The sequence below is a fragment of the Vibrio sp. 10N.286.51.C3 genome (assembly GCF_003050065.1).
GTDB lineage: Bacteria > Pseudomonadota > Gammaproteobacteria > Enterobacterales > Vibrionaceae > Vibrio > Vibrio crassostreae.
This window is the reverse complement of sequence record NZ_PIGC01000002.1, coordinates 320396-332558: the sequence shown is the minus strand read 5'-3', so window position 1 is coordinate 332558 and position 12163 is coordinate 320396. Positions and strand designations below refer to the sequence as shown.

General features: G+C 45.0%; 12 protein-coding genes. 8 read left to right on the top strand and 4 right to left on the bottom strand.

From position 1 onward, the window contains the following. Window positions 1-56: 56 nt before the first annotated feature. The 3 genes from CWO27_RS03210 to argS form a co-directional block, all read right to left on the bottom strand. The gene (locus CWO27_RS03210; RefSeq protein WP_102433590.1) at window positions 57-584 is read right to left on the bottom strand and encodes a YqhA family protein; all 528 of its coding nucleotides are present in this window, start codon (window positions 582-584) and stop codon (window positions 57-59) included. A gap of 137 nt (window positions 585-721) precedes the next feature. After that, window positions 722-1150 (bottom strand): HIT domain-containing protein, encoded by a 429-nt coding sequence (locus tag CWO27_RS03205; protein WP_048660843.1) that lies wholly within the window; start codon window positions 1148-1150, stop codon window positions 722-724. Window positions 1151-1256: 106 nt separating this feature from the next. Next, window positions 1257-2990 carry an arginine--tRNA ligase gene (gene argS / locus CWO27_RS03200; protein WP_107898533.1) on the bottom strand — a complete coding sequence of 578 codons (1734 nt, stop codon included), beginning with the start codon at window positions 2988-2990 and terminating at the stop codon, window positions 1257-1259. Between the two features lie 347 nt (window positions 2991-3337). On the opposite strand from argS, the gene CWO27_RS03195 reads away from it, so the two are divergent. Further along, the gene (locus tag CWO27_RS03195) at window positions 3338-3934 is read left to right on the top strand and encodes a VOC family protein (protein WP_019826161.1); all 597 of its coding nucleotides are present in this window, start codon (window positions 3338-3340) and stop codon (window positions 3932-3934) included. A 288-nt stretch (window positions 3935-4222) separates the two neighbouring features. Here CWO27_RS03195 and purU read toward each other — a convergent pair whose 3' ends face one another. Continuing rightward, complete coding sequence (gene purU / locus CWO27_RS03190) at window positions 4223-5056, bottom strand: formyltetrahydrofolate deformylase (protein WP_048660881.1); 834 nt, start codon at window positions 5054-5056, stop codon at window positions 4223-4225. A gap of 281 nt (window positions 5057-5337) precedes the next feature. Here purU and CWO27_RS03185 point away from each other — a divergent pair, with 281 nt between their 5' ends. The 7 genes from CWO27_RS03185 (at window position 5338) to fadD (ending at window position 12084) form a co-directional block, all read left to right on the top strand. Continuing rightward, window positions 5338-5538, top strand: a complete 201-nt coding sequence (locus CWO27_RS03185) for a hypothetical protein (RefSeq protein ID WP_107898532.1) — start codon at window positions 5338-5340, stop codon at window positions 5536-5538. A 160-nt stretch (window positions 5539-5698) separates the two neighbouring features. Next, a complete protein-coding gene (locus CWO27_RS03180) occupies window positions 5699-7627 on the top strand; it encodes an ATP-dependent DNA helicase (protein ID WP_048660840.1) in 1929 nt (642 codons plus the stop codon). A gap of 59 nt (window positions 7628-7686) precedes the next feature. Continuing rightward, a complete protein-coding gene (gene tsaB, locus CWO27_RS03175) occupies window positions 7687-8388 on the top strand; it encodes a tRNA (adenosine(37)-N6)-threonylcarbamoyltransferase complex dimerization subunit type 1 TsaB (RefSeq protein WP_048664625.1) in 702 nt (233 codons plus the stop codon). A gap of 90 nt (window positions 8389-8478) precedes the next feature. Further along, the gene (locus tag CWO27_RS03170) at window positions 8479-8784 is read left to right on the top strand and encodes a hypothetical protein (protein WP_017074520.1); all 306 of its coding nucleotides are present in this window, start codon (window positions 8479-8481) and stop codon (window positions 8782-8784) included. A 39-nt stretch (window positions 8785-8823) separates the two neighbouring features. Continuing rightward, window positions 8824-9384, top strand: coding sequence for a Slp family lipoprotein (locus CWO27_RS03165; RefSeq protein ID WP_048664623.1), 561 nt, complete (start codon window positions 8824-8826; stop codon window positions 9382-9384). A 47-nt stretch (window positions 9385-9431) separates the two neighbouring features. After that, complete coding sequence (locus CWO27_RS03160; protein WP_048664622.1) at window positions 9432-10283, top strand: alpha/beta fold hydrolase; 852 nt, start codon at window positions 9432-9434, stop codon at window positions 10281-10283. Between the two features lie 106 nt (window positions 10284-10389). Continuing rightward, window positions 10390-12084, top strand: a complete 1695-nt coding sequence (gene fadD, locus CWO27_RS03155; RefSeq protein WP_048660836.1) for a long-chain-fatty-acid--CoA ligase FadD — start codon at window positions 10390-10392, stop codon at window positions 12082-12084. Window positions 12085-12163: the final 79 nt, after the last annotated feature.

Below are 12163 nucleotides of genomic sequence, written 5' to 3'. Positions count from 1 at the left end.
ATCTAATAAAAAACCGCAGCCTATGAACTGCGGTTTTTTTGTTTGTGTTTATAGACTTAAGACTCTTTGGTCTCACCTAACCCAAGAACTTTAAGGCCGATACTCAGTAACAGTATGGATACTGGAAGAACCAAAATGTCCCATCCAATGCTGTCGAAATTAACGAGCACAAGCTCCAAAAATTTCACGAAGAGAATGATGATAATCACTTCAGCCAAAATGTTTTTCAGGTGACCAATGTTGGGTGTTTTTATCCAACTCAGTACTTTGCTTTTATTGATTTGCTGGTCACTTTTCGCGGTATTACTTTTATCCGAGATGAATAAAGTGAACACACCGTGAGAAAAGATGAAGAGTACAAAAGCAATCAAGAATGTATCCAGAGACTTAATCAAGTACGAGATCGCGATATCTGTTGTGTCTAAATGCGCGAGCGATTCTGGTGGTACCTGATTGAGCATGAAGATCGCAAAAGCAGAGTAAGTCTTGGTTGCTCCCATAAAGAATAAGAGTAGGGAAGCGAGCATAGAACAGATGATGGCGATCCAGCTGATATGACGAAATAAGTTGAAGGTTTGTTTCATGATGCTCTCTCTATGTTGTGTGCAAGAGAGTATACGTGGGAGTCTATGTTGTGATAATTGGGTGTTTTTGTGAATCATTATTACGCAGTGGTAATAATGGTGATACCTAGCTAGGAGGCATCACCTGTGTCAGAAGGTTAAGCTTTCTTAAAGATAGAGCTTAGTGACAGAACGTTCTGAATACGAGTCAGAATAGCAGCTTGCTCTTCTTCACTACGTTGTTCACCTTTGGTGTTGCCCCATACAGGACCAGGCCAAGCAATGTCATCTTTGAAACGCGCAATATGGTGAATGTGCAGTTGTGGCACCATGTTACCCAGCGCGCCTAGGTTGAGCTTATCCGGTTGGAACGTTGCTTCTAGTGCTTGGCTTACCGCTTGAGATTCATGTAAGAACTGCTGTTGCTCTTTCATTGGTAGGTGGTGCAGCTCTTTCAGGTTGGCACGTTTTGGTACCAAGATAACCCAAGGCACTGCGTTATCTTTGCTTAGTAGTACTAGGCTCAGAGGAAACTCGCCGATAAGCGTGGTGTCTTTCGCTAACTGTGGGTGAAGTTCAAAGCTCATTATTATTATCCATTTCGATTTCTTGAATTCAGTATACGTTAGATAAAACAAAAGGTTGATGCTCTCACATCAACCTTTGTATTTATTCTTTGTAACCCTAAGGGAATTACATACGCTCTAGAGTATCGATACCTAGAAGCGATAGACCTTGCTTGATAGTCTTCGCTGTTAGTGCAGCAAGCTTCAGACGGCTCTGCTTAACAGTTTCGTCTTCAGCAACTAGGATAGGGCATGCTTCGTAGAAGCTAGAGAATTGACCCGCTAGTTCGAACAGGTAGCTACACATGATGTGTGGTTGACCTTCACGAGCAACAGACTGTACCGCTTCTTCGAATTGTAGAAGTTTCGCGATAAGTGCTTTCTCTTTCTCTTCAGTGATTTTAATTTCACCCTCAAGAGAGTCCATAGAAATGCCAGCTTTAGCAAAGATTGAAGCAACACGAGTGTATGCGTATTGCATGTACGGTGCTGTGTTACCTTCGAACGCAAGCATGTTGTCCCAATCGAACACGTAGTCAGTAGTACGGTGCTTAGAAAGGTCTGCGTACTTAACCGCTGCCATAGCAACCGTGTTAGCGATCACTTTCTTCTCGTCTTCTGCTAGTTCTGGGTTCTTAGATTCGATCAGTTGTGCTGCACGAACTTCTGCTTCATCAAGAAGATCAGCAAGACGAACAGTACCGCCTGCACGAGTCTTGAATGGCTTGCCGTCTTTACCTAGCATCATGCCGAACGCGTGGTGCTCAAGAGAAACAGATTCTGGGATGTAACCTGCTTTACGAACGATAGTCCAAGCTTGCATTAGGTGTTGGTGCTGACGTGAGTCGATGAAGTAAAGTACGCGGTCTGCGCCTAGCTCTTCAAAACGGTATTTTGCACAAGCAATGTCGGTTGTTGTGTATAGGAAGCCGCCGTCACGTTTCTGGATGATAACGCCCATTGGGTCACCATCTTTGTTTTTGTATTCGTCTAGGAATACAACTTGTGCGCCGTCATCTTCTTTAGCAAGACCTTGCTCTTTCAGATCCGCAACGATAGTTGGCAGCATGTGGTTGTACATGCTTTCGCCCATTACGTCATCACATGTTAGAGATACGTTTAGACGATCGTAGTTGCGTTGGTTTTGAATCATTGTAACGTCAACAAGCTTCTTCCACATCTCTGCGCAGAACTCGTCGCCGCTTTGCAGTTTCACAACGTAGCCACGTGCTTTAACTGCGAACTCTTCGTCTTCATCGTAAAGCTTTTTAGACTCACGGTAGAAGCCTTCAAGGTCAGCAAGTTCCATTGAAACTTCGCCAGACTCGGCCTGAACGCGCTCAAGGTTTGCGATAAGCATACCAAATTGAGTACCCCAGTCACCGATGTGGTTAGCACGGATAACGTTGTGGCCTAGGAATTCTAGAGTACGAACAACTGCATCACCGATGATAGTTGAACGTAGGTGACCAACGTGCATTTCTTTAGCAACGTTTGGTGCAGAGTAATCCGCAACAATAGTTTGCGTTTCAGCAACTGCAACACCAAGGCGAGAGTCAGCCAATGCTGCGTCTGCTTGTTTTGCTAGGAAAGCTTCATCTAGGAAGATGTTTAGGAAACCCGGACCTGCGATTTCAACTTTAGACGCGATACCGTCTAGGTTTAGAACGTCCAATACTTTTTGAGCAAATTCTCGTGGGTTAGTGCCTAGTCGTTTAGCAACGCCCATAACGCCGTTTGCTTGGTAGTCACCAAACTGTGGTTTTGCAGATTGACGAACAGCAGCAGGAGAGCCTGCAGGTGCGCCAGCGGCTTCTAGAGCCTGAGATACTTTGTCATTAATAAGTGCTTGGATATTCACACGCGTTTCCTTCAATTCAAGGATGATAAGAGTGGCCGTTAATTCTTGGTCATTAAACTGGTTAATTATGCTTCTAGTTAACGATTTAATGCCAAAATCAGCAGCAGACTCTGTTTAAGTTCACAGAAATGGCGGTAATCATACCAATTTTGTGGGGTTTCTTATAGGTCGAATTGATAGAAAATTAACATTTCCTGAGTGGTTTTTGACAATCGACTTTTACCAAGACGCGTTTGCATGTTTAAGGATCGGAAAGAACATAGTTATTGAGTATCTTTTGTAAAAGCAACGCTTGTTGCAAAAGGCAAAACTGATAACATGCAGCCATTATTTGGAGAACGCAGACAATGATGATGAGCCTGAAGCAAGCTGAACTAGAACCACAACAAATGATCGCCCGCCTTGATACCTTTATGGCAAAAATCGAGAACCTAGGAAATACATTAGGTTTGGATTTAAGCTTTGCTCAAGCGGATCATATTGCGCTGCGAATCAATGACACTGAGTTAGCCAAATCTGCTCATCAAGCATGGTCTGAGTACGGCTCTACCATTTCAGAGGCGATGATCAATGGTCGTCCAATTGTGGTGTTGGCTTTCGATGAACCCTTGCAAAGCCTTGGTTGGAAAATTGAATGCTTGGAGTTGCCATATCCAGCAGAAGGTAAGATTTACCCAAGCCAAGATTGGGAACATGTAGAGTTTGTGATTCCGTCTCATGCCCAAACGGCTGATGAGTATCTAGCGGATCTTAAAGAAACTTACCCGCAGTTCGCTGCTAACTTTGAAACGCTGGCTGAGCAAGGTATTAAGATCAAACTCTCTAGTCCGAAAGGCGAGGGGGAACGCTTGAATAACCCAACAGTGGCTTTTAAACATCAAGGGATTTGCATCAAGCTGCACCCACACTCACTTAAGCGTATTGTTGAATCTGAACAGGCTTAATTTGAGTAGAGAGTCGCTAGGAAAAGGTTCCTGAACTCGCCTAGGCTCGTCGGAATGACGGACGTGGGCTGGGCTTGAGCCTTACAATCATTCGGTTTGAGTGGATGTTTCCGAGCCATAGTTTTTGCTAGCTAGAGAACGACGTCATTCCCGATAGCGACGAAGGAGCGTAGTCGGGAATCTCTTAAAGTTACCCTGAACATTAAATATAAAAAAACGCGCAGTGGGTTAACCCTATTGCGCGTTTTTTATTGGATTCTAGCTGGAAGTCGAACTTAAATTAGCAACTTACAGAATCACAGTCTTGTTGCCGTAAACAAAGACGTGATCATTGATCACCTTGTTTAGCGCCTTACTCAATACGTTCTTCTCTACGTCACGACCCGCTTGCGCCATGTCTTTCGCGCTGAAGTTGTGATCCACTGGAATAACGTCTTGCTTAATGATCGGTCCTTCATCGAGATCATTAGTCACGAAGTGTGCCGTTGCACCAATGATCTTTACGCCACGCTCATACGCTTGTTGGTATGGCTTCGCACCGATAAACGCTGGCAAGAAGCTGTGGTGGATATTGATGATCTTGTGGTTGTACCTTTCAACAAACCCCGGAGTCAGTACTCGCATGTACTTAGCCAAAACAAGGTAATCAGCCTCGTATTGGTCAATCACTTCTAGCATCTTCTTCTCATGCTCTTCACGGTTTAGCCCTTCGTGAGAAACATGGTGGTAAGGGATGTCAAAACGCTCGGTTAGGCTTTGTAGAATGTCATAGTTGCCAACCACTGCTGCGATTTCCACGTCTAAACTGCCATCGAAGTTCTTCATTAGAATGTCGCCAAGGCAGTGCGCCTCTTTGGTCACGAGTATCACAACACGCTTGCGAGATGAATCAACAAGTTTACGCTTCGTATTTTGTGGCAGCGCCTGGTCTAAATCGGCAAGCAAGGTTTCGTCATTGAAATACCCTTCAAGCTCGGTGCGCATAAAGAAGTGGCCACTTGTGTTATCTACGAACTCATTGTTGTGAATAATATTGAGTTGGTGCTTATAACAAATGTTGGTGATCTTAGAGATGAGGCCCGGGGCATCAGTACAATGTGTTAGTAAAGTTTTTCTTTCCATTTGCATCTTACTTCCATGAAATATTTTTATTCTTCAAATTAAATGCAGGCCGTCGAACGGTGAACTGAGCCGCAATATCACCGTTATAATTAATCTATTATCAAGTTGGTTTCAACAAATTCTGCTGCTCATTTATCGCTTTGATAAATTGTTTGATGTGGAAATATCAGTTTTTAGATAGGAAAACAGGCAGAAGCTTCATTTTTAAAGTTTTGACCGTAGTACGCATTTGAACTTCAACCGAGGCATTTACGCCTTGGCCAAAAATAGAGGTGATACTTATGGATAAAGAGTTACTAGCCAAAAAACTGTACTGCCAACGAGTGAATTCATTGGCGAGAGGTACCGAGTTAGATGGTAATATTCTAGATGAAATGTGGGAAAGTAAGACCCCACCAACCGATGCAGTGAAGGCCATACAACTTTGTGATAACCATTTTGAAGGCGCCTCTTGGTTGTCACGTTATCTAAGTCGAAAATAAAAATGACTCTCTAATTCTTACTTCTTCAGTTCTTACCTTTAAGGTAACTCAAGTCACGTCAAACTAAACCAAACACCTCCGGTGCGAAGTCATTCTTGATTCGCGCCGGCTCACTAAACCTGCCATAATTCGTCTTCTATTTTTCTAAACTTCGTACTCTATGATATCTAAAACGTTTTCTGCTGATGGTGCTCTGGGTAAAGCGATCCCCGGGTTTCAGCCACGACAAGCTCAGCTAGACATGGCTGAAGCGGTTTCACAAGCTATTGAGCAACAGAGCCAATTAGTTGTTGAAGCGGGAACGGGTACCGGTAAGACCTTTGCTTACTTAGTGCCAGCGCTGCTTAGTGGCAAGAAAACCATCATTAGTACGGGGTCTAAAAACCTTCAAGAACAGCTGTTTCACCGAGATTTACCATTGATGGTCGATGCGCTTGGCTTTTATGGTCAGGTTGCGTTACTTAAAGGGCGTTCAAACTATTTGTGTTTGGACAGACTCAGCCGTCAAATGATCGAGAGTCATGGTGCTCATACCGATCCAACACTGCTGGCTCAGTTAGTCAAAGTTCGTAGTTGGTCGTCATCCACTCAAACGGGGGATTTAGGCGATTGTGATGATATCGCTGAAGACAGCCCAATCATTCCTACGATTACTTCCACTAACGACAACTGCTTAGGTAAAGAGTGCCCAAGCTACACCGATTGCTTTGTGCTTAAGGCGCGTAAAAAAGCGATGGATTCGGATGTGGTTGTTGTAAACCATCACCTATTCTTAGCGGACTTAGCGATTAAAGAAACCGGGTTCGGTGAGCTAATCCCAGAAGCAGACGTGTTTATCTTCGATGAAGCCCATCAGCTTCCCGATATTGCCAGCCAATACTTTGGTCAGTCCGTGTCGAGCCGACAGATTAATGAGCTCGCTAAAGACATCGAGATCGCCTACCGAACCGAAGCGAAAGACATGCGTCAGTTACAAAAGGTGGGGGACAGGCTTGTTCAGTCAGCTGCCGACCTACGCATTGTGTTGGGCGATACCGGCTTTCGTGGTAACTGGCGTGAAGCACTAAAGTCTGAGTCAATTGCACGAGAACTTGTTCGTCTACAAGATGCGTTGCAACTGGCCGTCGATGTATTGAAGCTAGCATTGGGTCGAAGCCAACTGTTAGACACCGCTTTTGAACGTGCGAACATGATTAAGTCACGCATTGAACGTGTGTGCGATGTGTCGATTACGGGTTACTCCTATTGGTATGACACAACACCAAGGCAATTCGCTTTGCACATCACACCACTGTCGGTTGCGGATAAATTCCATGAGCAAATCGAACTTAAACCGGGCGCTTGGGTATTTACCTCAGCAACCTTGGCGGTGTCAGATGATTTCGATCACTTTACCTCTCGACTTGGCTTAAAGCCGTCGGCTCAGTTTTCACTGCCGAGTCCATTTGATTATCCGAATCAGGCACGTTTATGTGTGCCTCGTTATCTTCCAGAACCCAATAGTCCGGGTTTGGCGGATAAGTTAGTTCGAATGCTGACTCCGGTGATTGAGCAAAACCAAGGCCGCTGTTTTTTCTTGTGTACTTCACACAGCATGATGAAAGAGTTGGGTGAGCGATTCCGAGAAACCCTCACTGTACCAGTCCTACTACAAGGTGAGACAAGCAAGCAAAAAACCTTAGCCGAGTTCATGGAATTAGGTAACGCATTGCTCGTAGCTACAGGTGCTTTCTGGGAAGGGATAGATGTTAGGGGCGACGCATTAAGCTGTGTTATCATCGATAAATTGCCCTTTACCGCCCCTGATGACCCTTTACTTAAGGCTCGAATCGAGGACTGTAAGTTAAAAGGGGGTGATCCTTTTGCACAGGTACAGTTGCCAGACGCCGTGATTACCTTGAAACAAGGTGTAGGCCGATTGATACGTGACAAGCGCGATAATGGCGCTTTGATTATTTGCGATAACCGATTGGTGACTCGCGATTACGGTGGCATATTTTTGGCGAGTTTACCGCCTATCCCACGTACCCGTGATTTAGGGGTCATTAAAGAATTCTTAGCTAAAGACCATTCAATCGCTGCTGAGTAATTGGCATTGTTGAGCTTAGCCATTATTTTTAGATTAGATAACAGATATTTGAGACACAAATGAGCGCGAAAATTCTTGCAGTAGATACCGCAACTGAAAACTGTTCAGTTGCATTAGTAATGGGTGACCAGGTGTTCGCACGTAGCGAAGAGGCTCCTCGAGACCATACAAAAAAAATTCTACCTATGGTTGATGAAGTACTGAAAGAAGCGAATGTCGCTTTAACCGATATTGATGCTATCGCGTTTGGCCAAGGTCCAGGCAGTTTCACGGGTGTACGTATTGGTATTGGTATTGCTCAAGGCTTGGCTTTTGGTGCGGATTTACCGATGATCGGTGTCTCTACACTGGCTGCGATGGCGCAAGGCAGCTACCGTAAATTTGGTGAAACTCATGTTGCGACAGCGATTGATGCGCGTATGAGTGAAGTGTACTGGGCTCGCTACAGCCGTGAAGAAGATGGTCGTTGGACTGCGGTTGATGCAGAGTGTGTTACACCACCGAGTGAGTTGGCAGCGCAGCTTGAAGCGGACTCTGAAACATGGGCAAAAGTCGGTACAGGTTGGGAAGCGTACGCAGAACATATGGATACTCTAGCGATCAACACCAAAGCATGTGAAGTGCTATTCCCAGAAGCTCAAGATATGGCTTTCCTTGCTCAATTCGCTTATGCAGAAGGCAAGGCGGTTGCAGCAGAAGAGTCTGAGCCTGTTTATCTTCGTGATAAAGTGACTTGGAAAAAACTGCCTGGCCGCGAGTAAATACATATTATTTTGGCTCTGCATTTACTTTGCGGAGCCGCTTTAAAGCCAGACACAAAGTCATTAAATTAGGTACAAAATTTCTTAAGCATGGTTTCAATAAACGGCTTACCTCCTTCTTCGATAGGCAATACATCCAAAACCAATCGAACCAATAAAAAGAATGAGGTAAAAAAAGGCGATGCAAAAACCTCAGTTGGTCAGCCAACTAAGGTCGCGAATGCTGTCTCGCATTCCATTCGCCAAGTCAAAGAATCTGAGATTCACAAAGCTCAGGTTCAGTATGATCTTCCAGAAGGGCGTGGTCGACGTGCGATGGAAGAGTATATGGATGTGATGAATCAAGCTAAAAAAGAGGAACTTGCGAAGCTTATTGGAGTCGATATTTACATCTAGCTTTGTGCTTTTATTTATCCTGTTCTAAGGACCAGCATTATGTTTTCTCTCATTTCTAAATCTCGCTTATTCTTCCTTATCGCTTTCTCTTCGATGGTGATGGGGTGCTCCTCGCTACCTCAAGAACTTAATGCAAACTCTGAACAAGTGGTCACCGATTACCAAGAGTGGGTTAACACAGTGCCTGATGCGGGTGACGTTCGCTTGGGTGGCGTGATTGCTAAAGTAACCAACTTGAAAGATAAGACTCGAGTTGAAGTGGTTAATTTACCTATTTCAAGCAATGGTAAGCCAGATATTGACGCCGAGCCAAAAGGACGTTTTGTTGGTTACATTGATGGCTACGTTGAACCATTGAGCTTTGCTGAAGGCCGCTTAGTCACTTTAGTTGGCACATCAAATGGCACTGAAGATGGCACCATTGGTGATTACCCTTACACCTTCCCAGTCATGAATGTCTACAATCAACGTTTATGGCAGATCACTGAGCGAGTGGTTATCAACGATTTTTCGCCGAACTATTACTCTTGCCGCAGTTTGCATTGTCGCAGTTTTCAAACCATGCCTAAGTCAGGGCGTGTGATTCAAGATGTGGAATAGTCGAACCTTACCCCGACACACTTAACGACAGGGACAACTTAAAATCAATGATTGAAAAGTCATACTCCCTTGCGAGCGGGACGCTTGCCACACAACAGATAGGCAACCCACAAACGACCGCAACGACGGTCGTTTTTATTCATGGGTGGTTGGATAATTCGTCCAGCTTTAATCAGGTTATACAGCAAGTCGCTAAGTTTGCGCCCAATGCTCACCTTGTTGCTATCGATCTCTTCGGACACGGCTTCTCGTCGCATAAATCGGGAAGTTATTACCCATTTCATGATTATATTGATGACTTGCATCAGTTGGTGACTAAATTATCGCCAAACAGACTGGTACTGGTAGGACATTCACTTGGTGCATTGATAGCAAGTTGCTATAGTGCCGCCTTTCCTGAAAAGGTGTCAGGATTAATTCAAATTGAAGGTCACGGACCTCTTTCTGAAGCTCCCCACGAAACAGTCTCTCGCTTGAGGGATGGGGTACTCAGTCGTCTTCGACAGCGAAGAAAGCCTTCACGTCCTTTGGCAAGCCTTGAGGATGCTATTAAGCTGAGAGCTCACGCCAACCAAATTAATGCTGAATTAATCGCTCCTATTGTTGAGCGAGGTATTGTCGAGTTCGAGAACTCTTGGCAATGGCGATGCGACCCTAATCTAAAATGTGACTCGTTATATCGAATGTCACAGGCGCACGCTGAAGCGATTATGGCGGCTATTGAATGCCCTCAATTAATAATCCTAGGGAATGGTGGATTCCGACATTTGCAGCATAATCGCTACAAATCAGTGCATAGTCCTCTGCATATAGAGACTGTTCCTGGCGGACATCATTGTCATTTAGAGAGCCCAGAGCTAGTTTCAGAGCTAATTCTTGGTGTAGTTAACAAAATTTAAACAAGTGTTTGAGCCTTTTAGTGCTCATGCACTAAAGCTGTGCTGTAATACCGCAATGATAAAAAGCGGCGAAGCAGTCGTCAGCTGATAAACGAGGAGTAACATCGTGGATAAACCTTGGCTTTCACGTTATCCAAGTGACGTACCAGAAACGATCAACCCAGATCAGTACCCATCTCTTGTAGAAATGTTTGAACAGTCGGTACAGAAGTACGCAGACCAACCTGCATTCGAGAACATGGGCTCGATTATGACATTCCGTAAGCTAGAAGAGCGCAGCCGTGCTTTTGCCGCTTACCTGCAGAATGACTTGAAACTGAAGAAGGGCGATCGCGTCGCGCTAATGATGCCAAACCTACTGCAATACCCAATTGCACTGTTTGGTGTATTGCGTGCCGGTATGATTGCAGTGAATGTCAACCCACTGTACACACCTCGTGAGCTTGAACATCAACTGAACGATTCTGGTGCAAAGGCGATTGTTATCGTATCTAACTTTGCGAGCACGCTAGAGAAAGTGGTTGATAACACGCCGGTTAAACACGTAGTTCTAACTAGCCTAGGGCAAATGCTGCCACGCGCGAAAGGTACAATTGTCGATTTCGTAGTGAAGTACGTAAAAGGCATGGTGCCTAAGTATGACCTGCCGGGTGCTATCTCATTCAGAAAAGCACTGCACAAAGGTCGCCGTCTTCAGTATGTGAAGCCGTTTATGGCGGGTGATGACATTGCATTCCTACAGTACACGGGTGGTACAACGGGTGTAGCTAAGGGCGCAATCCTAACGCACCGCAATATGATTGCGAACGTACTTCAAGCGAAAGGGGCTTACGGTCCTGTTCTGCAAGAAGGCCGCGAGTTGGTTGTAACAGCACTGCCGCTTTACCACGTATTTGCACTGACTGTGAACTGCTTACTGTTTGTTGAGATGGGTGGTCGTAACCTTCTAATTACTAACCCTCGTGATATTCCAGGTTTCATTAAAGAACTACAAAAGGTTCCGTTTACCGCGATTACTGGCGTAAATACCCTGTTCAATGCGTTGGTAAATAACGAAGATTTCCATGAATTGGATTTCAGTAACATGCGTTTATCTGTTGGCGGCGGCATGGCGGTTCAACGCGCTGTTGCTGAGCAATGGAAGAAAGCAACAGGTGTTCACCTATTGGAAGGCTATGGGTTAACCGAGTGTTCACCACTGGTAACGGGTAACCCATACGATCTAAAAGACTACACAGGTGCAATCGGCCTACCTGTACCATCGACAGAAGTTCGTATTGTTGATGATGAAGGGAAAGTAGTAGGCAATGACCAAGTGGGTGAGTTGCAGGTTCGTGGCCCTCAAGTGATGCAAGGTTACTGGCAGCGCCCTGAAGCGACTAAAGAAGTGATCGATCAAGACGGTTGGCTATCTACAGGTGACATCGTTAAGTTTGATGACGAAGGCTTGTTGTACATCGTAGACCGTAAGAAAGATATGATTCTTGTGTCTGGATTCAACGTTTACCCGAACGAGATTGAAGACGTAGTGGCTCTGCATGGCAAAGTGTTAGAAGTAGCAGCTATCGGCCAGCCTCATGAAGTGTCTGGTGAGCTGGTTAAGATCTACGTTGTTAAGCGTGACCCTAGCCTAACCAAAGAAGACATTATCGCGCACTGTCGTGAGCACCTAACGGGTTACAAGATCCCTAAATTAGTCGAGTTCAGAGATGATCTTCCAAAGACTAACGTAGGTAAGATCTTACGCCGCGTACTGCGTGAAGAAAACGATGCAGAATTGGCTAAACGCGCTAGCGAATAATTAGCCCGTTTACGCGAAAGTACTGCACCATAACCATTGAGGCGCTTAATCTAAGCGAGCGCTGAAAAATGGTGTTAGA

Bases quoted from the DNA above. Each gene is read 5' to 3' on its own strand.
- purU (WP_048660881.1), bottom strand. From the start codon at position 5,056: ATGGAAAGAAAAACTTTACTAACACATTGTACTGATGCCCCGGGCCTC.
- CWO27_RS03195 (WP_019826161.1), top strand. From the start codon at position 3,338: ATGATGATGAGCCTGAAGCAAGCTGAACTAGAACCACAACAAATGATC.
- CWO27_RS03170 (WP_017074520.1), top strand. From the start codon at position 8,479: ATGGTTTCAATAAACGGCTTACCTCCTTCTTCGATAGGCAATACATCC.
- CWO27_RS03180 (WP_048660840.1), top strand. From the start codon at position 5,699: ATGATATCTAAAACGTTTTCTGCTGATGGTGCTCTGGGTAAAGCGATC.
- CWO27_RS03165 (WP_048664623.1), top strand. From the start codon at position 8,824: ATGTTTTCTCTCATTTCTAAATCTCGCTTATTCTTCCTTATCGCTTTC.
- CWO27_RS03185 (WP_107898532.1), top strand. From the start codon at position 5,338: ATGGATAAAGAGTTACTAGCCAAAAAACTGTACTGCCAACGAGTGAAT.
- CWO27_RS03205 (WP_048660843.1), bottom strand. From the start codon at position 1,150: ATGAGCTTTGAACTTCACCCACAGTTAGCGAAAGACACCACGCTTATC.
- CWO27_RS03160 (WP_048664622.1), top strand. From the start codon at position 9,432: ATGATTGAAAAGTCATACTCCCTTGCGAGCGGGACGCTTGCCACACAA.
- tsaB (WP_048664625.1), top strand. From the start codon at position 7,687: ATGAGCGCGAAAATTCTTGCAGTAGATACCGCAACTGAAAACTGTTCA.
- CWO27_RS03210 (WP_102433590.1), bottom strand. From the start codon at position 584: ATGAAACAAACCTTCAACTTATTTCGTCATATCAGCTGGATCGCCATC.